The sequence below is a fragment of the Lysobacter firmicutimachus genome (genome assembly GCF_037027445.1).
Classification (GTDB): domain Bacteria; phylum Pseudomonadota; class Gammaproteobacteria; order Xanthomonadales; family Xanthomonadaceae; genus Lysobacter; species Lysobacter firmicutimachus.
The window spans coordinates 1979262-2003635 of sequence record NZ_JBANDL010000002.1; the positions used below are offsets into that span (position 1 = coordinate 1979262).

General features: G+C 67.4%; 15 protein-coding genes. 3 read left to right on the plus strand and 12 right to left on the minus strand.

The genetic code is table 11. The annotated features are described in order from the left end of the window. Position 1: 1 nt before the first annotated feature. The 5 genes from V2J18_RS08715 to V2J18_RS08735 form a co-directional block, all read right to left on the minus strand. A complete protein-coding gene (locus V2J18_RS08715; protein ID WP_336131565.1) occupies positions 2 to 1252 on the minus strand; it encodes an acyl-CoA dehydrogenase family protein in 1251 nt (416 codons plus the stop codon). 2 nt (positions 1253 to 1254) lie between these two features. Then, positions 1255 to 2943 (minus strand): fatty acyl-AMP ligase, encoded by a 1689-nt coding sequence (locus V2J18_RS08720; protein ID WP_336131566.1) that lies wholly within the window; start codon positions 2941 to 2943, stop codon positions 1255 to 1257. 72 nt (positions 2944 to 3015) lie between these two features. Then, positions 3016 to 3312, minus strand: coding sequence for an acyl carrier protein (locus tag V2J18_RS08725; RefSeq protein WP_336131567.1), 297 nt, complete (start codon positions 3310 to 3312; stop codon positions 3016 to 3018). 261 nt (positions 3313 to 3573) lie between these two features. Then, on the minus strand, positions 3574 to 3984 hold the full coding sequence (locus tag V2J18_RS08730) for a hypothetical protein (protein WP_336131568.1): 411 nt from the start codon (positions 3982 to 3984) through the stop codon (positions 3574 to 3576). Between the two features lie 434 nt (positions 3985 to 4418). Then, positions 4419 to 5924, minus strand: a complete 1506-nt coding sequence (locus V2J18_RS08735) for an AAA family ATPase (RefSeq protein WP_336131569.1) — start codon at positions 5922 to 5924, stop codon at positions 4419 to 4421. 763 nt (positions 5925 to 6687) lie between these two features. Between V2J18_RS08735 and V2J18_RS08740 the strand changes: the two genes are divergently transcribed. Beyond that, a complete protein-coding gene (locus V2J18_RS08740) occupies positions 6688 to 6963 on the plus strand; it encodes a hypothetical protein (protein WP_064749638.1) in 276 nt (91 codons plus the stop codon). Positions 6964 to 7109: 146 nt separating this feature from the next. Here the strand turns inward: V2J18_RS08740 and V2J18_RS08745 are convergent, their stop codons facing one another. From V2J18_RS08745 to pgaA, 6 genes are all read right to left on the minus strand, one after another. Beyond that, the gene (locus V2J18_RS08745) at positions 7110 to 8192 is read right to left on the minus strand and encodes a serine hydrolase domain-containing protein (RefSeq protein ID WP_336131570.1); all 1083 of its coding nucleotides are present in this window, start codon (positions 8190 to 8192) and stop codon (positions 7110 to 7112) included. A gap of 336 nt (positions 8193 to 8528) precedes the next feature. Continuing rightward, a complete protein-coding gene (locus V2J18_RS08750) occupies positions 8529 to 9641 on the minus strand; it encodes a serine hydrolase domain-containing protein (RefSeq protein ID WP_064749640.1) in 1113 nt (370 codons plus the stop codon). Between the two features lie 468 nt (positions 9642 to 10109). Beyond that, positions 10110 to 11249, minus strand: a complete 1140-nt coding sequence (gene pgaD / locus V2J18_RS08755) for a poly-beta-1,6-N-acetyl-D-glucosamine biosynthesis protein PgaD (protein WP_336131571.1) — start codon at positions 11247 to 11249, stop codon at positions 10110 to 10112. Further along, positions 11246 to 12505, minus strand: a complete 1260-nt coding sequence (pgaC, locus tag V2J18_RS08760) for a poly-beta-1,6-N-acetyl-D-glucosamine synthase (RefSeq protein ID WP_064749641.1) — start codon at positions 12503 to 12505, stop codon at positions 11246 to 11248. The genes pgaD and pgaC overlap by 4 nt, the downstream gene beginning before the upstream one ends. 65 nt (positions 12506 to 12570) lie before the next feature. Continuing rightward, positions 12571 to 14472 (minus strand): poly-beta-1,6-N-acetyl-D-glucosamine N-deacetylase PgaB, encoded by a 1902-nt coding sequence (gene pgaB / locus V2J18_RS08765; protein ID WP_336131572.1) that lies wholly within the window; start codon positions 14470 to 14472, stop codon positions 12571 to 12573. Between the two features lie 2 nt (positions 14473 to 14474). Further along, positions 14475 to 16556: a poly-beta-1,6 N-acetyl-D-glucosamine export porin PgaA gene (gene pgaA, locus V2J18_RS08770; protein ID WP_336131573.1), complete on the minus strand. Its 2082-nt coding sequence runs from the start codon at positions 16554 to 16556 to the stop codon at positions 14475 to 14477. A 305-nt stretch (positions 16557 to 16861) separates the two neighbouring features. Between pgaA and V2J18_RS08775 the strand changes: the two genes are divergently transcribed. Together V2J18_RS08775 and V2J18_RS08780 are read left to right on the plus strand one after the other, a co-directional pair. Beyond that, a complete protein-coding gene (locus V2J18_RS08775; protein ID WP_336131574.1) occupies positions 16862 to 20302 on the plus strand; it encodes a GH92 family glycosyl hydrolase in 3441 nt (1146 codons plus the stop codon). Between the two features lie 421 nt (positions 20303 to 20723). After that, the gene (locus V2J18_RS08780) at positions 20724 to 23042 is read left to right on the plus strand and encodes a hypothetical protein (protein ID WP_336131575.1); all 2319 of its coding nucleotides are present in this window, start codon (positions 20724 to 20726) and stop codon (positions 23040 to 23042) included. A gap of 30 nt (positions 23043 to 23072) precedes the next feature. Here the strand turns inward: V2J18_RS08780 and V2J18_RS08785 are convergent, their stop codons facing one another. Then, entirely contained in the window at positions 23073 to 24371 is a 1299-nt protein-coding gene (locus V2J18_RS08785) for an MFS transporter (protein ID WP_064749645.1), read from the minus strand. Positions 24372 to 24374: the final 3 nt, after the last annotated feature.

A 24374-nucleotide genomic window follows, 5' to 3' on the forward strand; every position in this document is an offset into this window, starting at 1 on the left:
CTCAGCCGGCCTGCAGTTCGGCCGCCTGCGATTCAGCGGCCTGCGGCTCGGCGGCCGGTAGCCCGAACGCCTGCTCCGGCTGCCACTCGTCGACCAGTCGGTCGTAGTTGGCGTAATCCGGCTCCAGGCCGGCGGCGACGATCTCCCACAGCATCTCGTCGGTGCCGCCGCCGATGCGCGCCATCTTCACGTCGCGCCACCAGCGGCCCAGCGGCGACTCCGATTCCAGCACGCCGGCGCTGCCGAAGATGTGCATGCACTCGGACATCACCTCGCCGCCCAGGCGCACCACCGTGACCTTGGCCGCCGAGGCCGAGCGCACGTTGAAGCCGGCGCCGTCGGCGATCAGCCCGTTCAGCGCCAGCTGCATCATGTCGACCCGCGCCTGCAGGTCGGCGACCCGCAGGCGCAAGGCCTGATGGTCGAACAGGGGGGCGCCGAAGGACGTGCGCCGCTTCATCCGCGCCACGGTCACGCCCAGGGCCAGCTGGCAGGCGCCGACGATCTGCGCCGCCATGGCGAAGCGTTCTTGGGCCAGGGCCATGCTGAGCACGGCCAGGCCGGTGCCGGGCCGCGCGATCATCAGCTCCTCCGGCACCCAGGTGTCGAACTGCACCGGCGCGGTGCTGATGCTGCGCGCGCCGACGGTGTCGAACTGCTTGCCGACCCGCAGCTGCGAGGTCGGCACCAGGAACAGCGCCAGGTCGTCGCGGCCGGCGTGGCCCTCGTCGCTGCCGCGCAGCGCCAGCACGATGTAGTCGGCCACCGGCGAAGGCGAGGCCATCTTCTTGTGCCCGCGCAGGCGATAGCCGCCGTTTTCGCGCGCCGCGGTCGAAGCCAGGCCGAGCATGTCCGAGCCCGCGCCGGCTTCGGTCGCGGAAATGCACAGCACGGCCTGGCCGGCGATCGCCTGGTCGGCGACCTCGCGCAGCCGTTCGGAACGGCCGAACCGGCGCAGCATCGCGATCGCCGAGTCGTGCAGGGTCACGCCGGAGGCGATGCCGCCGGCGCCGAGCCGGCCGAAGCGCTCGGACAAGGCCAGGGTGTGCTGCAACGCCGGCACCGGGCGCTCCTGCCACTTGGCGGCGAAGATGCCTTCCCGGCCCAGCAATTCGACGATGCCGCGCGGGAAGCGCCCGGCGACTTCGGCCTCGTCGATCATACGCCGCGTCGATTCCTGGGCCAGCAGCGTGTCCAGGCGGTCCTTGAAGGAGGCGATAGCGGAAATCGCGGTTTCGGTATCGAGGCTCATGTTCAGCCGACCTGTTCCTGATGTCGTGGGGCGCTCATGCCGTGCAGCATGGCCAGCTCGGTTTCGACGATGCTGATGGTGGCGGACCGCCGCGGCTTGCCCGACGGCGTTTTCGGCAGTGTGCGCGGCGGCACCACCGAAACCAGCCGCGGGCTGACGCCGAAGGCCGAGTAGACCGCGTCCGATACTTCGTTCTTGATCCGCGCGCTGGACTCCAGGTCGGCGCTGTCGGCGGCTTCGACCACCACCGCGAATTCCTCGCGGATGCCCGCGGCGGCCAGGGCGACGGCGATGGCGTTGCCCGGGCGCACCCCGTCGACGCGGCAGGCGGCCCGTTCGATGTCGGTGGGGAAGATGTTGCGCCCGGCGACGATGATCATGTCCTTCAAGCGGCCGCAGACGACGACCTCGCCGGTTTCGGTGACGTAACCGATGTCGCCGGTGCTGAACCAGCCGCCGGCGCCGAGCAGCGACTGCCTGCCGTTCTGGGTGAGGTAGTAACGCGAGACCGCATCGCCGCGGATCTTGAGTTCGCCGACCGTGCGCGGCTGCGCGCCGGTGCCCGGCGCATCGCCGACCATGACCTCGATGCCGGGCAGGGGCTTGCCCAGCCGGGCCAGGTGGCGCGCGCCGTCGCCGGTGCGCGGCGCCGCATGCGACTTGAGCTCGATCGCCGCCTGATCGACCGCATCGAACTGCATGCCGGCGCCGGTCTCGGAGAACGAAATGGCCAGCGTGGCCTCGGCCATCCCGTACGCGGCGACGAAGGCCTTGCCGTCCAGCCCGAAGCGGGCGCCGGCGTCGATCACCGCGGCCACGGTGGCATGGTCGATGGGTTCGGCGCCGCTGAGCACGAAGCGCAGCGAGGACAGGTCGAACGCCCCGTCGGGCGCCGCGCGCAGGTAACGGGCGAGCAGGGCATAGGCGAAGTTCGGCCCGGCGGTCATCGTGCCGCGGTACTTGGAGATCAGCGTCGGCCACAGCCGCGGCGAGCGCAGGAAATCCCCGGGCGCCGCGCACACGGCCTCGGCGCCGACCTGCATCGGCAGCACCATGAAGCCGATCATGCCCATGTCGTGGTACAGCGGCAGCCAGCTCACCAGCACATCGGCCTGCGGGTCCAGCCGCGAGGCGCTCACCATCGCCGCCGCGTTTTCGTACAGGTTGCGGTGCGAGATCGCCACCGCCTTCGGCAGCCCGGTCGAACCCGAGGTGAGCTGCAGGAAGGCGATGTCGTCCTCGCCGCACTCCACCGGCGCCAGCGCCGCGCCTTCGGCCAGCGTTTCCGCGGCCAGCACCGCGGTGCCCTGTGCCTCGAACAGCGGCGTGGTGCGGGCGAACACGTCGCCGACGACCGCGACCTTGGCGCCGATCATCGCCAGCACCGCGAACGTGTCTTCCGCCCAGGCTTCGAGGTCGGCGCGCGGGCCGGGCTGATGCAGCATCGTCACCGACGCCCCGCGCATCCAGATGGCCTGGATCACCGGTGCGATGCTGGCCGGCTCGCCGACCAGCACGCCGACCGTGTCGCCGGGATTCACCCCGGCCGAGGCCAGCGAGCCCGCCATGCCGCGGGCGATCTCATGAATCTGCTGCCAATTGCGCCGCAGCGGCTGCTGCGGTTCGCCCGTCACCAAACCTCGGCCGGACGCGGGCGCAGAAACGAATACCTGTTGGGTGAACCTGCTCATGATGCGATCGGTCCTTGATCTTCCGGTATCGCGCGCCGGCGACGGAACGTACCGTCGCGGCGACCGGGGGCTTTAGGCGGGGATTGCGGATTCGTCGGGAATCCCGGCGTTGCAAGCGACAGTGCGATGGCGCGTCTGTTCGATCAGCCGGGTCACATCGCCGACGGTCTTGCACCGGATCAGCTCCTCCTGCTCCAGCGTCACCCCCAGCCGCTCCTCGATCGACACCAGGCCGATCGCGAACGCGATGGAGTCGAACCCCAGGTCGCCGATCAACAGCGCGTTCGGATGCACCCGCCCCGGCTCGATCGCCAGCTCGTCCCGAAAAACTGCAACGAGCGTCTCATAGACAGTCGGTTTTTCAGACATAAATCACTCCTTTGATTTCTAACGAGCGTAGCACTCAGGCTATCGCGTCCTGGCCACCCATAGCGTATGAACCGGGCGTTCTGCAGCAGGAATACGCGGTTTGGGGATGGGGTAGGACAAGGGTGGTTGACGCACGTTAGGCGTCAGATGTGATCAGGTTCCCGGAGTGAGGATCAGGCGTGCTCTACAGAATCTATCTTCGCCAGCGACTGGCCTACGCAATCTAGAGAGTAGAGCCGTCACCATTGTCCTGCACTAGTTCTATGCAGCGTGAACCCAGTTCTTAAGGTTTGGGTGCTCGGCCATTGTGTTCATTAAGACGGCGATCCAATGGTTCGCACCATAGGTTTCGCGTCGGTCATTGGAGCGTCCTTTCAGGAACTCCTGTAAGTTCGCCCCCCCTGCATTGAGAAACACTCTGCAATCCGACAGGATCTCGGCAACTTCGTCGTTGCTTCGCTCGTCGTACCGGTCAATTAGCTTGAGTCGGCGGAAGTGGCTGTCGATAAGATCCCATACGTTTTCCTCCATCTCTGCGGGTCTTTCGAGAGAGAAGGTCGCCCCTACGCCCGTGAAATGCGGGTCTTCATGGAGAGTCACTTTGACGAACTGCAAGTCCGGTACTATATCGGTATACGAGTGCAAAAACTGACGTTTTCCATGGATGGACAACCAATCGTCGTCCTTTGTTGAGTTGCATGTCGAACAGCAGGGAACCAGATTCAGTGGATGTACCGAAAACTCGGGGAATGCAACTGCAGGCATGTAGTGGTCAAACGTGCGAGGAAGTGTAGTTCCACACATGGGGCAGTACTTTAGAGTCCGTCTGGGCTGCGCGTCTCGGATTGCTTCCTTAAGTTGTCTTAAGGGCTGGGTGGCTCCGTCATAGCAAGCACGTAAGGGGGCTCTAAGCAGAAGAGATTCAGCGTCCTTATCGAGGCTCGCTAGCAAGCCTTTGCCGATGGCATCGGCGTGAGCCTCGTATCGCTTCTTGATCAACGCATGGGCCTTAACAAGGGGTTCGCGTGTGGCCTTGTGCTTTTTGTCTCGAATAGCTACGTACCAGTCCAGATAGCCAGGATTGTCGGGAAGGGGGGCTAAGTTCCTCATTTCTTCTTTCCCGCCTTCTTGCCGTACTGCGCCAACAGATACGCCTGAGCATTCAGGCTTAGGCCGCGATCGAAGTGAGCCATGACCTCCTCGGCTGACTCTTCTTGCGCAAGTTTCTTGAGGGTCCGGCGGTAGAGGGTTTCGACCTCGATCGTCTCGAACACGTGTTTGGTCAGCTCGGTCACACTTTCCCCGAAGCTTTCGAGCAGCAGCGGATTAGCTACCGTCACGTTCTGCTCTCGTTCGAACACGAGTACGCGCTTCGCAGGGATCTCCTGGATCACGACAGGTGAGTGGGTTGCAACTACTGCATAGGAATCAAATTCTTCCAAGATCTCTGCCAATACCAGAAACAAGCTAGCCACGGCGTTCGGGTGAAGATGTGTTTCGGGCTCGTCGAACAGAACTATCGAGTTCGGCTGGATCCATGCGAGAAGTGCAGTCACGAAGTGTGCCAAGATCGACTGGCCAGAACTAAGTAGGGACAACGCTGCGTCGTCTATCGAGGCACTGCTTATTTCTGCCTTCAAACTCACCGTTAGTTGTTCGCTGAGATCCCCTAGAATGGCTTGCATATGCCGGGTCCAGTCAGCTTGCCCTCCACGGTCACGTATTCTGTTCTGGTTCCGACGGTAGGTTTCTACAAGCGAGGCGCGCGATAGCCCTCCTTTGTCATTCCTGATGCCGCAGTACACATAACTACTGGAGCTATCAGGCGGTGGGCGTTTGAAGCGGTCAAAGGCACTGTACGAGATGGCTATGATGCGCGTGAAGAGAGGGCGGCCGAGGGGGAATCGTTTCTCTCGCTCGACCAGCTTTTCGGCCGAGGTCCGCGAGATTTGTGCGAGATCGGCCCCCAAGCTCGCGAGAAACCTAGTTTTGCCAACGGCATTGCGGCCAATGATTCCCACGATGCGGCCTGGGACACGGTCCTTGCGGTCGAAGGCGAAATGCGCATCAATATCGGCGTCTGCTCCGTCGATCATCCCAATGTATGAAAAGGCAAGCTGGGCGCGAACGGTGTCTCCCAAGGCCCACGCAGAACCGAAGCGACGGGCTCGGTGGGCGCCGTTTTCGCGCATCATCGCGTTTCGAAATGCTGTAGTTGGTTCAAAATCAGACGCGAACGCTGGTCGCCAGGCGATATCACGAAGCGCGTCAAGAACATCGCCAGACTTTGCGCCAAAGAGTTTGTGAAGATTCTTGTAGTAGTTGTCCTGCTGGCCAATGGATACAAAGTCATCGCTCAGTTGAGAGAACGCATCCTGCAGATGGGTGGTCTCCGCTACTTGGATGGGCTCTCCGTCCGCGTTCGTTCGCTGGAGGATTTTTACCGCGCCTATGCGAGTTTCGTCGCCGTTTCTGTCGAGATAACTGAGGTGGAATTGTACCTTGTGCCCGTAGTCATCCCAGTTGTCCGTCGTAAGTACGAATGTTGGTCGGGGCGACGAGGGAACGGGTTGCTGCCGTGCGCGGACTAGAAATTTCAGATTCTTCGACAATGGGCTAGTTCCTTGCATCAGGGGTTAAATGAAAAATTAGCATCGTGGCGCGGTTGTGAGGTGATACGACAATTGTGTTCTTTTTAGACTGGCTCAATGCTAGCCGGGCGCTGTGTGGGCTTGTTATGGAGCCCTCAGTAGCACTGTTTGCTAGCCCATGAGTGCACTCGTGACAACTCTCTGCTGGAGGCGTGCGACGTGATTGTGGAAACTTATTGCCGCAAGTTTATTTGCTAGGCAAAACGCAACAGTAGGATGTCATGTCTGGAAGTTTGGCTTTTTGGGTCGGAAGCCGGCGCCAGCGAATGCGTGAGCAATTCATGTGGACGCTCGATGCAGGCTTGGATTAAAAATTGGACTCATTTTTCAACAGGTTGTGAGGGTTCGGCGGAGCGTCAAAATGGTGCGTTCTGGACGTAAGCGACTTTCAACGTTGATGGTCTATAAAATGTTCTCGCTAGGTATACGGGATTAGCCATTGAACTCGGCCAGGCCTCATTGACAACCACCAGATGATTCCGCAAAGTTGAAATTACGGAGCGTCGAAACTCCTCGTATAGCGGTGCCCACCTTCGTCAATGGTGGGTTTTTCATGCCCGATGTTTGGGTGTGTCGACGCGTTGCCTGCGTCGGGAGGGCGGCTAATACAACACCCGCAAGGGGAATACGCCCGCCGTCTATGCGCGGTTTCGAACCTCCCGACATCCCGCCGGTCGCGCAATGTGCCGCGCGGGCTTTCCGCCTATGGACAGGAGTGCCGCGTATGCCCCGCAAACCCGAGTTCGCGCCCCCGCAGGAGGGGGTGGTGATGTCCGTCGATGCGTTCGAAGCGCTGTCCGCTTTCCAGCGGGAGTTGCACGGGATCGTGCGGACTCTGCAGCCGGAGGTATTGATCGAGATCGGGTTTCCGGCGGGGCAGGATCATCGGGTGTTGCGGGAGGTGTTTCAGGCCTTGGCGCGGCGGTTGGACCCGGTGCTGGCGGCCTGTGTTTGGACGCTGGTCGGGGATGGCGGTGTCGGGGCGGGGCGGGCGCACTGAAGGCGGGCCGGTCTTGCTGCGGGCCGGTGTGGCTGGTCGCTGAGCCTCGATGGCGAGCCGTCGGGGCTGGGTGCCCGTCGATCGCGGGCCACCGGCGCGATCGGCCGTGTGGCATGGCATGCGCCGGGCCGGGACGGCGTCTCGTGCTAGCGCGCGCCACTCGTCGCCGGCATATCCCGCACGAGCTTGTACAACTTCTGTAGGTCCGAAGGATGCCCCTGCTTCCGGAACTGGCTGAAGATCAGGTAGCCCAGAATCGAGTTCCCGGTATCCCGCCGCGCCACCAGCGTCAGTTTCCGCGCCGGGTCCACCAGCAGGTATTGGCCGCCCCAGCCGTCGGCGTGCACGGTGTCGAGCTCGGAGTTCAACCACCAGGAGTAGCCGAAGCCGTCGTAGAACGGGTTCTGCGTGGCGGAATACGAGGCGGTGCTTTTGGCTATCCACTCGGCGGAGACGACCCGCTTGCCGTTCCAAAGGCCCTGCTGCGCTACCAGCGCCCCCAGCCGCGCCAGGTCGCGTGCGCTCATGTGGATGCGATAGGTCCGGTAATCGGAATCGGAGCCGCGTTGGTCATAGATCACGTGCTCGCGGTGGAAGTCCTGCATGCCCAGCGGGGTGGCCAGCCAGGTATCGATGGCCTCGCCGATGGATAGCCCGGTCTTGCGTTCGAAGATGGCGCCCAGGACGTTGAAGTCCCAGTTGTTGTAGAAGTAGTTCGTGCCCGGCGCGAACTGGCCGCGCTGCGGGCGGCCTTCTTTGTTTTCCACCGTCTCCGCGCCGGAGGGCAGGTAGATGCCCGACCGGGCTTGAAGCAGGTGTTCGATGGTGGCTTGCTTTTCCGCCTGGGTGAGGGGCGTGCGGCTCTCGTCGACGCCTAGCGCTGCCAGATTCTCGTTCACATCGATCAACCCGCGGTCGACCGCCACGCCGAACAGCAGGCTGAGGATGCTCTTGCGCGCGGACGCCAGGTTCATGGGCGTGCCGACCTCGCCGTACTCCATCAGCACCGTTTCGCCGCGCAGCACGACGAACGCATCGATGGCGTCCGCCTGGGTCGTTATGTAGTCCGTGAGCTTGTTCGCCTGCTCCGGAGGCAGCGGAGCTTGCGCGAGGGGCAGGGGGCGGGTGGCGGGTGCGTCCCGGTCGATGAAGGGCCGAAGGCCCAGTACCAGCGATACCGCCAGAGCCGCAAGCAAGGTGATGCCCAGGTACTTCAGGATGCGCCGCATGGATGGGCCCCCGTTGAGTACGTTGTCGGTGCCGTCCACCGGATCGGCGACGGAGCACGTTGGGTCTGACGCGTTCTTTCGATCCTTGGGCCAAAGCGCGACCCGCATCGTCGTGGCGGTGGCTGGACCGGGCCATGCCAGCAGGCGGGTTGGGCTAACGGCCTTTTGCGAGGCTGCAACAACAGCGGTGCGGGTTCAACCGGTCGACGCAACAGCTGCGCCCAGCTTACTGGCCACAAACGGCGTCGGGGACTGTTTTGAGTCGTCCCCGATACCGTTTCCCGGGTGGCGAGCTCGCCAGGGGGCGGCGAACCCAGGCCTTGATCCCGCTGTCGCCTACTTCGCCGGGCTCAAGGTCGGGAACAACGTGCCCAGCACGGTCTTGGTTGCCTTGTCGCCGCCCATGTCCTCGGTGGCGTTGGCCACCACCAGGGCGCCGGTGTTCGTGTTCGGGAACAGCACCGCCCAGGCGAGCCAGTTGCCGTCGGAGCCGCCGTGCACCAGCACGGGGCCCTGGCGTCCTGCGATCGAATCCTGGACGCCCCAGTCCAGGCCCGAGCCGCTGCCGGGTTGCGCCGTTTGCATCAGCCGGTACGAGGCGCGGCTCAGCAATTTGCCACGGCCTTGGCTGCCGGCCAGTTGGTCGAGGCAGAAGCGCGCCCAGTCGGCCAGGCTCATGTGCATGTTTCCGGCCGCGGTGTACATCATCGGCACGCCGTCGTCGGACACTTTCGGCGCCGTCGTCACCGGCTTGCCGCCACGGTGGCCGAGCGGCTGGCCGGCCTGGGTGGGGCCGAAACCGGCGCTCGCCATGCCCAAGGGCTGGAAGACTTCGCGGCGCATCAGTTCCTCGAAGTCCGATCCGGTGGCGCGCTCGGCGATGACGGCCGCGATGAGGAAGCCGGTGTTGCAGTAGTTGAATTCCGTACCGGGTGCGGCAGCCGGCGCATCCTTCAACGCCTGGGCGATGAAGGCCAGGCGTTGTTGCGGCAACGGCCGGGTGTCGACGAAGAAGGTATCGAGGACCTTCAGGTCGCGGATGTTCTCCGGCAGGCCCGACCGGTGCGAGAGCAGCTGGACCAGGGTGACCGAGCGGTATTCCGGTCGCATCGTCTCGGCCAGGTCGGGCAGCAGCGTCGCCAAGGGGGCGTCCCAGGACAGCACGCCGCGATCGACCAGCTTGGCGATCAGCGCGACCGTCATCGGTTTGCCGGTGGATCCGATCAGCCAGACATCGTCGGCGCCGACCGCGTCGGCCGCATCGCTGCGGCGCAGGCCGCGCACGGCTTGTTGGGCGATCGCGCCGTCGCGCATGACCAGCGCGCCGAGTGCAGGCGTCTGGGTGCCTTCCATCGCGCCTTTCAGCAGGGCGTCGAGATCGACGGCGTTCGGCGGCGGTACGTCGTTGGGGTGGGCCTGCACCGCGAGCGGCGCTTGCAGGAGCAGCATGGAGGCAAGAACGAGCTGAAGGAAGCTTCGACGCGCTGGATGTTTCAAGTGGATCCCCTGGTGTGCGGCTGCTCGATGGGTGGCGACGCGCCCCTTCGTCGCTACCGGGCCGCGGCGAGGCGCTTGCATGGATCGCGCGCCCGCCGCATGGATCGATGCTGCGGTTTACAGCGGATGCGTGCATGAGCTGCAAGTCATGGCTGCGGCGGGATGAGGCATGGAGGCGATAGCAACAGCGACAGCGCAGCGACAGCAACGGCAACGGCAACGGCAACGGCAAATCCCCCCCTTGGCCCCCCTTTTTCAAAGGGGGAAGCGTTGGGGTGGGGGGCGTTGGGGCTGGAGGGGTGAGGGTTGCGGTTGCGCTTGGAGGCGGATGCGGGCGTGGAATGGGCGCGGCCTGGGTCGCGGCTTACGCCGCTCCTACAGGAAGGGGAGGCGCGCTTAGCCACGCCGGGGAGGGTGGGCTCAGCGCTGCGGCTTGAACTCGATCGGGACGATCACGACGGCGGCGATGGGGCGGCCGTTGCGTTTGGCGGGGGCGAAGCGCCAGTTGCGTACGGTGGCGACGGCGGCGCGGTCGAGGTCGCGGTTGCCGCTGCGTTTGCCGATCTCGACGCGTTGCGGGCGGCCGTCGGCGCCGACGCGCACGCGCAGGGAGACCAGTCCGCCTTCGCCGCGGCGCAGGGCGTCGAGCGGGTAGGGCGGTTTCGGGCTGTGGCCGGGCAATGGGCGGGGTTTGGCGCTGGCGCCGCGCGGGGCGGTGTCGCGTTGCGCGCGCGGTGCGGCGACCGCGGGCGTGGCGTCTGTCGCGTCCGCGCTCGGGGCCGGCGGTTGGGCGGTGTCGTCGTCGCTGGTGCTCGGCGGGTTCGGCGGCTGCGGCGGCGCCAGCGGCGGGCGGTCCAGGCCGGGCGCGCCTTCGATCTGCTGCGACGAGCTTTCGCTTTCGATCTGGCGGTAGCCGTGCGATACGACCAGCAGCACGGCGACCACGAACACCACCGCCAGGCCCAGCATCGGGATCCAGGCGGTTTCGGGCAAGGTGTGGCGGGTGAAGGCCGGCATCGGCGCGGCCAGCGCCAGCGGCTTGGGCGGCGGCGGTTTGACCGTGGTGACGCCGAGCGGCACGGCCTGGTTGGGGTCCATGTGCAAGGTGCTGATGCGGCCTTGGTTCAGCGCTTGCGCGACCTCGGCGCTGGCGCCGAGCGCGGCGGCCACCTCTTCCAGCGCGACCGGCGGCGGTGCGCTGCGCCGCTCCACGCCGCTGAAGCGGTGGCGGTTGTATTCGGCCCACAGGATCAGCACCGTCGCGGCGCCGACCGCGGTGGCGGGCAGCGCCAGCAGCAGGAAGGGGTCGATCTCGTGCTGGCGCAGGTACAGTTCGGCTTCGGTGCGGCGGATGCCGAACAGCCACATGAACAACGTGATCAACGGCACCCACAGGTAGAGGTAGATCGCCCAGAAGGCGCCGGTGGTCAGGCCCCAGAAGGTGCGCGGCAGCAGCGGCTGCGAGTACGGCCGTTGGATCAGCCGCGAGTCGTGCTTGTGCCGCCGAGAGCGGCGGGGCTGCGGCCGCTGCGGCACCTGGCCGGGCTTGGGCGTGCTCATCGCAGCCCCCGATCCGGGCTCACCCACACCGCGCGGGTGCCGCGGCGCTTGGCCAGCGCCTTGGGCACTGCGGCCACGGTGGTGGTGAAGCTCAGCAGCCAGAACACCATCGGGTACCAGATCATCCAGTAGTAGTTGCGGCCCACGCCGGTTTCGTAGCGGCGGTCGATGACGATGCTGGCGGCGAACTGCAACAGGCAGATCATCGCCAGGATCACGCCGTGCCACGACGGCAGCAGGGTCGGCACGCGCAGCTGCTCGGGCAGTTCGAACACCAGGCCCAGCGCCCACAGCAGGATGATGAAGGCCATCATGTAGGCCCAGGCCAGGCTCAGCAGGTATTCGCCCAGCACCGCCCACATGCGGCGGCGGCGCCACGAGACCAGGTCGCGGGTGTGGCGCAGCAGCACTTCGACGCCGCCCTGGGCCCAGCGCAGGCGCTGCTTCCACAGGCCGCGCACGGTTTCCGGCATCAGGATGAAGCACATCGCATTGGGCTCGTAGCGGATGTCCCAGTGGTTCATCTGCAGGCGCCAGCTGATGTCGATGTCCTCGGTGACCATGCTGTCGGACCAGTAGCCGATCTGGTGCAGCGCGGTGCGGCGGAACGCGCAGATCACCCCGGACACCGTGAAGATGCGGCCGTAGACGCGCTGGGCGCGCTTGATCATGCCGATGATCGAGGCGAACTCGCCGACCTGCAGGCGGCCGAGCAGGGTCGATCGGTTGCGGATGCGCGGGTTGCCGGTGACCGCGCCCACGCGCGCGCCCGAGCACAGGTGCCAGACCATCCAGTGGGTGGCGTACTCGTCGAGCAGGGCGTCGCCGTCGATGCAGACCAGGTACTCCGAGCGCGCCGCCAGCGCGCCCATGCGCATGGCGTTGGCCTTGCCGAGGTTGCGGTCGAGGTGGACGACCCGCAGCGAGGGGTACTGCGCGGCGAGCAGGTTGAGCTTCTCGCCGGTGTCGTCGCCGCTGCCGTCGTTGATGGCGATGACTTCGAACGCGGGATAGCGCTGCGCCATCGCCGAGGCGATGGTCTCGCGGACGTTGTCGCCCTCGTTGTGGCAGGGGATCAGGATCGACACGAACGGCGTCGACTCCAGCGGCGGCGGATCGGTGCGGCCGCGGGCGTGGCGCTCGCGGCGCAGGTAGTAGTACAGCCCGCCCGCGATCCAGAAGAACGACATCACGATCGGGTAGTAGAAAGCGAATTTGAACGACACCGCGAGTAAGGCGCTGAGAACCTCGTACATGGCAGTCTCCGATGAGGCGCGCGTGCGCGGTGGAAGGGCCCGGCGCTTCGGCGCCGGGGGCGGGGTCAGCGTTCGATGTAGGGGAAACCGCGCGCGGACATGATTTCGCGCGCGTCGCGGGTCGAGGGGACGTCGTCGATGAAGTTGTCCGGGTACCAGGCCAGGTGGCGCACGCCGGCGGCCTGCAGGCGCCGCGCCATGGTCTTCAGCCGTTGCGCCGGGATCGGCTTGTTGTCGCGCCAGTCCACGGTCTGCAACTCGAACAGGGTCCGCGCCAGGCCGCGGGGCGAGCGCGCCACTTGCGCCACCAGCCGGTCCATCCAGGCCTGCGGCTCGCGGCTGTTCTCCATCCACGGCATCGCCATCACCGCGGTGTAGTCGTAGGCCTGGTTGAACGCGGCCAGGTTCTGCGCGAACCAGCGCTCGCTGTCCGGGCGCAGCACCGGCTCGGCGAACAGGTTGCGCACGGTGATCAGCTTCGGCCGCCACTTGCCGGCGGCGCGGGTCAGTTCCTGAGTGAATGCGATCAGGGCCTGGGTGCGCTGGGCCGCCTGTTCCGGCGCCTGGCCGAGCAGTTCGTCGTCGCGCAGCAGGGCGTCGTCGTGGAACAACAGGCCTTCGCTGTAGCCGCTGACGGCGAGGTCTTCGTAGATGTCGGCGACGATCTTGCGCGCCTGCGGCTCGAACGGATTGAGGCGGAAGGTTTCCTTGGGGTTGCTGGCGGCGATGGCCAAACGCCGGCGCAGCGCGGGGTCGGGCAGCTCGAAGCCCAGCACCGGCAGCCAGGCGAACACCTTGACCCCGGCGCGGGTCTTGAGCTGCCAGGCGACCCGGTTGTACAGGTCGGCGCGCATCGGCAGGTGGCGGTTGGGGAAGTACAGCGCGTCGGCCGAACCGTTGCCGTCGGGGTCGGCGAAGGCCTGCAGGAACACATGACTGGGACCGACCTGCTTGACCCGCTCGATCAGCTTGTCGAGGTTGCGCGCCTGTTGCGCCGGATCGGCGTCGTAGACGTAGTCCAGGTCGATCTGCAGCGCGCGCAGGCCGTCCAGGCCTTCGTCGTGGCGCAGTTCGTAGGCCAGGTCGTTGACGGTCGGGTTGTCGAACACCAGCAGCCGGGCGAGGCCGTGCAGGTCGCGGCGCAGGGTCTGGTGGCGGCCTTCCAGGTCGAAGGTGACCTGCATGCCGAGCTGGTCGGCGATGGCGTTGGTCTGGCTGTTGTAGGCCGCGTACGGCCACACCACCGATTGCGGGGCGACGCCGAGTTCGCGCTTGATCGCGGCGACGCTGTCGCCCAGGTCCTTGCGAATCCGCGCCAGGTACTCGGCCTCGGTCTCGTAGCGCTCGGCCTTGGGGTCCCAGACCCGGGTGATCGCCGCCGGCATGCTGTTGCCCTGCGGGTTGGAGGTCACGCCGCGGTGCAGGGCGTGGCTGTGCGAGGCGACTTCGATCAGGCCCGAGGCCTGCATCTCGCGCAGTTGGTCCCAGGTGACGAAGTCGTCGTGGGTGAACATGCGCGGGCCGTAGTCGACCTGCTGGTCGCGCGGCAGGTCGACCCAGGAGGTCACCACCGCCATCAGCGCCGGGTAACCGTAGGCGCGCAGCAGCGGGAAAGCGTGGGTGTAGATGCTGCGCAGGCCGTCGTCGAAGGTCAGCAGCACCGCTTTGGGCGGCAGCGGCTTTTCGCCGCGCGAGGCGGCGATGACCTGGCTCAGCGACACCGGGTGGTAGCCGTGGCCGGCCAGCCAGTCCAGGTGGGCGGCGAAGTTCTGGGTGCTGACCGCATAAGCGTCGGGATCGCCTTTGCGGGCGACGTCGTCGCGCACATCGTGGTAGCTCAGCACCAGCAATTCGTCGGCCTGGGCCGGCGCCAGCGCGGCCAGGGCCAGGGCCGCGGCGGCGAACAGGCTGCGCAGCGTGTGCGCGGCCCAGGCGTGGCGAGCGGCGGCGGGGAGTCGCAGATCCATGTTCATTGCTCTCCCCAACGGAAGTTCAGATCGAAGCCGAGTCGTTCCTCGCGCTGGCCGTCGTAGACCGGGCGCGACCAGCTCAGGCCGTAGGTCAGCTTGCGGCCGGTGCCCAGCCCCCATTCGTGTTCGTAGCGCAGCTGCGGAATCCAGGCGCTGCCGTAGCCCTGCTGCCAGTAGGGGCCGGCGTAGGCGGTGAAGCGTTGCAGCAGGTGGCGGCTGTAGCGGCGCCAGGCGACGTGGTTCAGGCGCAGGCCGAGATTGAGCGAGGCGTCGCGGCTGGGGTTGAAGTAGGGCACGTCGGCATCGCGGCGGCTGGCGCGGCTGGCCGAGAGGTCGGCCAGGCCGTCGAGCTGCAGGTGCGGGCGGGTATAGGCGCGCTGGTCGAGCGACAGCGCGAACGCGCTGCGGCGGTTGTCGTCGCTGTAGCGCAGCTGTTGCACGCTGGCGGCGACCGCGGTGCGGTCGCTGGGCGTCCAGCGCAGGCCCAGGCTCAGCGCGTCGGCGTCGATGCCGGCGCGGCGCGCCTGCAGCGAAGCGTCCGGCGACTGCCGGTACCAGGACGCGCTGCCGCGCCAGGCGTCGTTGAAGCGCCAGCCGGCGTCGAGGTAATAGCCGGTGCGGTCGTCGCGGTCGAGCCAGCGGTCGCTGGCGCGGTCGACGCCGAACCCCAGGCTGAGCCGGTCGTAGGCGTACAGCGCGCCGACGCCCTGGCGGCGGTCGTGCACGCGTTCGCCCGGGTAGTCGGCCCAGGCGTCTTGCGCGTGCGCGGTGAGGCGCCAGCGATCGTGGATCAGCGGGCTGCGGATTTCGGCGCGGTGGGCGCCGTCGCGGCTGCCGAGCGGCGAGGTGCTGTCGCCGCCGCCGTCGGCGCGGCTGCGATGGCTCGAGGTCGACACCTGCCACTGCCAGCCCAGCCGGCTGTCCCAGGACTCGCGCATCTGCCGCACCTGCACGTCGCGTTCGCGGCGCGCCAACAGCTCGTCGTGGATCGGCCGCGCCAGATCGACCCGGTCGTGTTCGAGGTAGGCGCCGATCTGGCCGATCCGCGCGCCGACGCTGGTCGGTTCCAGGGTGCTGGCCATGCGGAAGCGTTCCAGCGCGCGCTCGGTCCAGCCGCGGCGCTGGTAGGCGACGCCGAGGTTGGTCTGCAGGCCGGCGTTGTTCGGGCCGATCGCCGCCAGCGCTTCCAGATCGCGCTGTGCGCCGACGGTGTCCTCGCCGTACAGGCCGACCATGATCAGGTTGGTGTCGGCGTCGTAGTGGCGCCAGTTGGCGTGGCTGACCTTGGCCCCGGGCACGCGTACGAAGGCGGGCTCGGCGGCCTTGATCTTCTGCAGTTGTCTCTTCGCGTCGTCGAAGCGCTCGGCCTCGGAATAGGCATAGGCCAGCTGCAGCTGCGAGTCGTGGTCTTCCGGCATTTCGCGCACGACCCGCTCCAGCACCGTCGCCGCTTCCTCGGGGTGGCGCGCGGCCAGCAACGAGGCGCCGACCCGGGCCAGGGCGTACAGCGGCACCTGGACGCCTTCGGCCTGCAACTGGCGGTAGTTCTGCACCGTGTCGGCGTGGCGTTCGAGGATGTTGAGCATCACCAGCTCGTCGAAGCGCGTGCGCAGGTCGGCCTGGCGCTGGCTGTCGCTCTGGCTCTGGCGGTACTCGGCCATCGCGCTGCGCGCGGCGCGGATTTCCTCCAGCCGCTGCGCTTCGTTCTCCGGATACAGCCCGCCCCACACCACCATCCGCGCCAGGCGATTGGATTCCAGGCGCTGGCGTTCTTCGGCGCTGAACAAACCGGGACGTTCGCGGTACAGGCTCCAAGCGCGGTAGGCGTTGCCAAGATCGGCCAGGGTCAACACCTGCAGGCGATACAGCGCCTCGTCGCCGGGACGGACGGCGAGGCCGGCTTCGATCTGTGCCAGGGCCGCCAGCCACTGCCGGTCGGCGCGCAGGCGCTCGATCTCGGGCAGGGGGTTCAGGGGCTTGGGTTGACTCTCAGTGGCTGAAACTGACGAAAAAGGGCAGATTGAGCTCGCAGAAACCAAGGTGAAGGCAAGGGCGTAAGCAAGGCGATGCGTAATCGGCATGAACCACCAAGATCCGTGGGGAAGACGCGACCGGTCCGTGACGCGAATGAAAAAATGTGAGCTAAGTCACATTGAGGCTTGCCCTCATTGACGCAAAAGCTATGCCAAAGACTCGTGAATCGCGGGCTTGATTTTTGCAGCGAAGTGCTTGTCCCGATTGGCTTTTGCGCATTGCCTGGATACGTTCGCAATGCTGCGGCGCGGTTTGACAGTCTCGATTTAGATCGATTTAAATCGGGTGAAACGGCGTATCGAATATTCGCCAACGGGCGAAGCGTGACGCCGCGCAAGCATGGGAGCGGGGCATGTCGTTGGGTCATAACGCTCGCCGCGGTCGCGGCCGGCCGCAGGATGTCGCAAGCCGTCGGATCGCACGCCGTTGTTCGATCGCGGTCGCGATCGCATTGGCCTGGCCGGCGTTCGCGGCGGCGCCGCGCAGCTTCTCGACCTCGTTCGAAACCGGCGAAGCGGTACCCGCAGCCGCTCCCGACGTGCCGGGCTCGCTGCATGTGGACGGTGGCCCGGACGCGGGCGCGGCCTTGACCGCCAAGCCCGGCGTCGGCTTCACCGGATTGCGCTCGCTGCGCTATCAAGGCGAGGGCGGGCACGAACAACGCCTGCACGCGTTCGACGTCGATCTGGCGCTGAGCAAGGACAGCGTGCTGTCCTATCGCGTATTTCCCTTGTCGGACGAGCGCGTGTCGGGACGGCGCGCGACGGTGCCGGCCGACGGCCTGCGCAACACTTCCGGCTTCGTTGCGGTCGATCTGGAATTCGACGACGGCAGCCGGCTGTCGCAGCGCGCGCCGCTGGACCGGTACGGCCAGCCGCTGACCGCGCGCGGCCAGGGGTTGGCGCGGCTGCTGTATCCGGACCAATGGAATGCCGTCTCCAGCCGCATCGGCGACGTCGCGGCCGGACGCCGCGTGCGGCGCATCCTGGTCGTGCACGATGCCGACCACGCTGCGCCGTTTCGCGGCTGGCTGGACGATCTGCGCATCGAGCGCATGCCGGCGGCGAAGGGCCCGGCGCCGCGGCCCAGCGACTACGTCGACACCCGTCGCGGCAGCAATTCCAATGCGCGTTTCTCGCGCGGCAATACCTTCCCGGCGGTCGCGTTGCCGCACGGTTTCAATTTCTGGACCCCGACGACGAACGCCGGTTCGCACTGGATCTACCAGTACCAGGAGCGCAACGGCGACGACAACCGGCCGCGCCTGGAGGCGCTGGCACTGTCGCACGAGCCCAGCCCGTGGATGGGCGACCGCCAGACCTTCCACGTCCTGCCGGCGATCGGTACCGCCCGGCCCGAGTTCGACCGCGGCAAGCGCGCGCTGAGCTTCGGCCACGACCAGGAGACCGCGCGCGCCGATTACTACCGGGTGCGCTTCGACAACGGCCTGGTCGCCGAGCTGACCCCGACCGATCATGCCGCGATGCTGCGCTTCACTTTCCCGGACGCGAACGCGCAATTGCTGTTCGATCATCGCGACGAGCACGGCGATATCCGGCTGAATCCCGACGACGGCAGCCTGAGCGGCTGGAGCGACAGCCGCAGTTCGCTGTCGACCGGCGCGACCCGGTTGTACTTCTACGCGCGTTTCGACCGGCCGGTGCGCGGCGGCGAGCGCCTGCCGCGCGAGAAGGGCCGCGACCGCGTGTCGGCCTGGTACGGCTTCGACCTCGGCGCCGAGCCGTCGCGGCAATTGACGATGCGCATCGCCACCTCGCTCATCGGCGTCGAACAGGCCAAGCGCAACCTGGCGCTGGAAATCGGCGCCGACGAGGGCTTCGACGCGGTGCGCGAGCGCGCCCGCGCGGCCTGGGACGCCAAGCTCGGCGCGGTGCGCATCGAAGGCGCGCCCGAGCACGAACGCGCCACCTTGTACTCGAACCTGTACCGCCTGTTCCTGTATCCGAACAGCGGCTACGAGAACACCGGCACCGCAGAACAGCCGGTGTACCGCTACGCCAGCCCGTTCGCGCCCCCTGCCGGCGCCGATGGCGATACCGCCACCGGCGCGACCGTGGTCGACGGCAAGGTGTTCGTCAACAACGGCTTCTGGGACACCTACCGCACCAGTTGGCCGGCCTATGTCTTGCTGGCGCCGACCCAGGCCGGCGAGATGATCGACGGCTTCGTCCAGCAGTACCGCGACGGCGGCTGGATCGCGCGCTGGTCTTCGCCGGGTTATGCCGACCTGATGGTCGGCACCAGTTCCGACGTCGCCTTCGCCGACGCCTGGCTCAAGGGCGTGCGCAATTTCGACGTGCGTTCGTTCTATCAGTCGGCGATCCGCAATGCTTCCAGCGTCAGCCCGATTCCGGGCGCGGGGCGCAAGGGCATCGAGCGGGCGATCTTTACCGGCTACACCGACACCACCGTCGGCGAGGGCCTGTCCTGGTCGATGGACGGTTACATCAACGACTTCGCCATCGGGCGTTTGGCCGCGGCGCTGGCGCAGGAGGCTGCGGCCGACGATCCCTATCGCGCCGGCTACGCCGACGATGCGGTCTATTACCGCAATCGCGCGCTGGGCTACGTCAACCTGTTCCATCCGCAATTGGGTTTCTTCGTCGGTCGTCATCGCGACGGCCGCTGGCGCTACACCGCCAGCGAGTTCGACCCGCTGCGCTGGGGCGGCGACTACACCGAGACCAACGCCTGGAACATGGCCTTCCACGCGCCGCAGGACGGCGCCGGCCTGGCGGCGCTGTACGGCGGCCGGGTCGCGCTGGGCAACAAGCTCGACCTGTTCTTCGCCACGCCCGGCCTGTTCGAGGTCGGCAGCTACGGCCAGGTGATCCACGAGATGCTGGAAGCGCGCGACGTACGCATGGGCCAGTACGGCCACAGCAACCAGCCCTCGCACCACATTCCCTACATGTATGCCGCCGCCGGCCAGCCGTGGCGGACTCAGGAGAAAGTGCGCGACATTCTCGACCGGTTGTACGTCGGCGGCGAGATCGGCCAGGGCTATCCGGGCGACGAGGACAACGGCGAGATGTCGGCGTGGTGGCTGTTCAGCGCCGCCGGTTTCTATCCGCTGCGGATGGGCTCGCCGGAGTACGTGATCGGCGCGCCGCGCTTCGAGCGGATGAGCATCCGCCTGGAGAACGGGCGCGAGTTGCGCATCAACGCGCCCAAAGTCGGGGCGCGCAACCGTTACGTGCAGTCGCTGCGGGTCAACGGCGAGCCCTGGGACCGGTTGACGCTGCCGCACGAACTGCTGGCGCAAGGGGCGGTGCTGGATTTCCGCATGGGCCCGTCGCCGTCGAACTGGGCCAGCGCGCCGCAGGCGCTGCCGGAATCGTTGAGCGCCGACGGCGAGAAGCCGACGCCCTGGCGCGACCTGGGCCGGCGCGACAACGCGACCGTGGCCGGCATCGCGGCCAAGCAGGCGGCGGCCTTGTTCGACGACGACTCCGGCACCGGCGTGCGTCTGAACGTGCCGATGCCGTCGATCGCCTGGACCTTCAAGCGTCCGGCGACGGTGCATCTGTACACGCTGACTTCCTCGGCCAAGCGCGGCGATGCCCAGGCCTGGGCCTTGCAAGGTTCCAACGACGGCGAGCAGTGGACCACCCTCGACGAGCGCAGCGGCCAGGCCTTCGCCTGGCGCCGGCAGACGCGTGCGTTCGCGCTGGCGCAGCCGGCGAGCTACAGCCGCTACCGCCTGCGCCTGGTCGGCGAGGGCGGCGCGATCGAACTGGCCGAGGTGGAGTTGATCGGCGAAGCGCCGTGAAGGCGGAAGCGGTCGGAGAGGAGCGCACGACGAACGGGATGCGCGGTCGCCGGCGACGGACGCTCGTCGGTCCGCGCGCCCGGCTCAGCGGTCGTTGACTGCGGCTGTGACGCGTTACAGGCTTTAACGCCAGCCGAAGGCATCGGTGCCGGCGAGCCCGCAACGCGCCACGGTGCGCGTACGCATGGCCCGTTGCGCTTCGCTGAGGCGCTGGCGCCAGCGTGGTTCTCGTCGCGACCGTGACGGCTTGCAGGCTTTAACGTCGCGCTCCGATCCGTCGCAGTGCGACGTCGGTCCGTTCGTGCGAATCGTTCCCGGTTTGTCCCGGTATCGCCCCGGATTGTTCCTCGGCAGGCGGCGCTTGCGGGGCTAGGGTCGGGGAGCTGTCCCCATCCACCGGACGATCCGCAGCGAGGCGCATATGGAACGCATGCGACGTAACCGCAGCGCAGGGCGGCTTGCCGCCGTGTTGGCCGCGGGCCTGATGCTGGCCGCGCCCTGGGCGCAGGCGCAGAACTTCGAAACCTATTACGGCAACCAACCTTGGCGCGACCGCGGCGAGGACGTCAAGACAGTCAACTTCTGTCCCGGCGGCGGCTCGGTCACCGTCGGCACGCGCCGCTCCAGCGACGGCCAGGAACAGGTCCTGGTCACCCGAGCCAACGACAGCGGCGTCACCGACAATCCCGGCCTGAATACCTGGCAGCAGGCGTATCCGATCGCCGGCAGCAAACTGTCGAACGCGTTCGGCGTGATCGAACTGACCGGCGGACGCGGTTTCGCCGTGACCGGTGCGGTCACCGTCGGCGACGGCAGTTTCGTCTATGTGTTGCAGATCGACTGCAAGGGGTATCCGCGCTGGACCACGCTGCTGGACAATCTCGATCCCTCGCACCGCGCCACCGGCTACGACTTGATCGAAGGCGGCACCACCGTGTCGAGCACCGCCGGCAACGGCCAGATCGTGGTGGTCGGCGAGGAGATCGACCGCAACGGCCGCAGCTTCGGTCGTATCGCGCGCCTGGACCCGGCCGGCAACGTCATCTGGGATCAGGACTACGACGGCGGCAGCGATTGGCCGAATCTGCGCTTCCGTGCGGTGACCGAGAACTTGGCCGGCACCGGCGGCTACACCGATCTGGTGGTGGCCGGTTCGGCTTGGTCGGGCACGGCGCGCGGCGGCCTGATGTTCCGTACCGACGGCGGCGGCGCGCCGGTGTGCAGCAGCGTGCTCGCCACCGGTCAGGACCACCGCGACTTCCACGGACTCGCCGCGCTGTTGAGCCCGAACTATCAGGGCGAGACCGTGCTGGTCGGCGCCGCCAGCACGCTCGGCGGCGGCAACGCCCAGGTCTATATGGCGCGCTACTCGCGTCTGACCTGCGCGCCGAAAGTGCAATCGGTCTGGCAGGACCGCGCCCAGGCCAGTTTCACCGCCTTCGACGTGGTCGAGGCGCGCACCCTCGACGGCCGCGACGGCGCGCTGGCGGTGGTCGGCACCATCGCCGGCACCCAGGGCTTCCTGCTCGCCGCCAACCACCGCGACCTGCTGCGTTACGGCGGCCTGGGCCCGCGCCGCTTCGGCGACAAGTTCCGCGAAAGCCTGTACGCGATCGACCGCAAGCGCGACCGCTTCATCCTCGCCGGCGACACCTACGGCGACTGGCAGGGCGTCGGCGATGCGCAGGACGTGTACTTCGTCCAGGTCGACCCGGGTTTGAACACCGGCTGCGCCGATCCCTGGGAGCCGGCCGCGGTGCCGGTCGACCTGCCGTACAAGCAACCTCTGCCGCATCCGATCCGGATTCCCGAGTTCCGCCGCGTCGACACCCCGCTGCTGCAGGCCAGCGATTGGGGCTATGCCTGCGCGCTGGACCCGCCGGAAGGCTGCCCGGGACTGATCAACAACGGCATCGTCCAGCTCGGCGTGTCCAGCACCGGCTACCTCAACATCGAGTGCCCGAACATCGACCTGTCCAGCGGCCGCTACGGCACCCGCCTGGTCGGCCTGCGCTACATGCCGACCAACGGCGAAGCTTCGGCGCCGGGCGCACCGTGCGAAGGCTGGGGCGTGGCCAACGCCGATCCGGCGGCGCCGGTGAGCGGGCGCACTTCGCGTTGCGCCGGCACCAGCAACGTGTCGGTGGTGAGCTTCACCTACACCCCGAGCACGGCGACGTCGGTGGTCAACGTCGGCAACACCTTCCGCGTCACCCACCAGTACACGCCGATCGCCGCGACCAGCTATCTGTACCGGGTCGACGTCAAGATCGACAACATCGGCCGCACGCCGGTCAACGACCTGCGCTACACCCGCGGCATCGACTACGACATCCCGCCGAACACGTTCTCCGAGTACATCACCATGGCCGGCGCTTCGCCGTTCCTGTTGGCCTGGAACAACAACGGCTTCAATTCGCTGGACCCGTTGGCGGCCAACAGCGGCACGTCGGGACCGATGACCGACTTCGGCCCCGGCGACCTGGGATCGCACATGGACTTCCGCTTCGGCGTGCTGCCGGTCGGCGCTTCGCGCAGCTTCGTCACCTTCTACGGTGCGGCGCCGACCCAGACCGCGGCCTTGAACGCGCTGTCCATCGTCGGTGCGGGGCTGTATTCGTTCGGCCAGACCAACTGGGACGGCGTCGGCGGCGCCGGCAACACCAATCCCAACCCCGGCACCTTCGGCGCCACCACCGGCGCGCCGGCGACCTTCATGTACGGCTTCAAGACGCAGTGATCGCCGCGGCGGCGGCCGGCGCTACGGCCGTCATCGCACGCGAGCCCCGGGGGCCTGCGCCCCCGGGGCGTTTTCGTACTCCGCGCGGCGCAGGCCGCGTTGCAGATGGACGACTCCGGCCAGCAGGCACAGCGCGATCGCCGCGGCCAGGGCCGCGGCCGCCGGCGCCAGGCGCAGGCGGTCGGCGAGCAGGCCGGCGAACAGCGTCGCCAGCGGCATCGCGCCCATGGTCGCGGCGGAGAACCAGGTCATCTCGCGGCCCATGCGCTGCGCATCGGCATTGCGCTGCAGCCACGACAGCGACTGGATGCCGTAGTAGTTCGATGCCGCCGCGAGCAGGCAGAACGCGGCCAGGGTCGGCGGCAGCGCGGCGCTGGCGGCGAGCAGGGCATAGGCGAGGGCGGCCGCAGCCCAGCACAGCAGGATTTTGCGCAGCACCGCCCGCATGGGATCGGTGGCGCGCGCCGCCAACGGCGCGGCGACGGCGATGCCGGCGAACTGGGCCAGATAGATCAGGAAATAGCGCGCATCGCCGCGTTCGACCAGCAGCAGCGGCAATAGCACCTGCACCGGACCGAAGGCGAGCACGGTGCTGATCAGCAAGTAGGCGTAGTAACTGCGCGGCACGGCGGCCGCGGCCGGGAGCGCCTGCGCCCCGCTGGATGCGTCCGGGCCGGCGCCTGCGCCGCGTACCGGCCCGCGCCGGCGCACCGCCGCCAGCAGCCACAACGAGGCCGCCACGCAAATGGCGTCGATCCAGAAGGCCCACGCCAGGCTGCGCGCGTCGTGGCTGCGCAGAATCAGACTGCCCGCGAGCATCGGCAACAGCGTCATCGCCAGGCTGGACGCGACCGCGAACACCGCGTTGCCGGCGGCGAGCAGGGGTTTGCGGATGTACAGGCCGAAGCTGGCGCGACCGGCCGGGTACGCCAGCGCCCAGACCAGGCCGCCGAGCAGGGCGATCGCGTATACGCTTTCGATCGTGATCCGGCCGCTGCCGGCCAGGATCGCCAATGCGGCATTGAGCGCCACGTAACAGGCGCGGCACCACCACAGCACGCGCAGCGGATCGAGCCGATCGAGCAGGCCGCGGCCGAATCCGAGCAGCAGCGCGCTGGGCAAGGCTTCGATCGCCGCGGTCAGGCCCAGGTCGAAGGCGCGGCCGGTCAGGCGCATGACCAGAAACGGCAGGGCGATCAGGGTGAAACTGGCGCCGAAGGTGGTGATGAGATTGTCGAGCAACAGCCAGCCCAGGCGCGGATCGCGCCGGCTCAGCCGCCATAGGCGCGCGGCGTCGGCGGCGCGGCGGCGCAGCGCGAACCGGGGCATCGG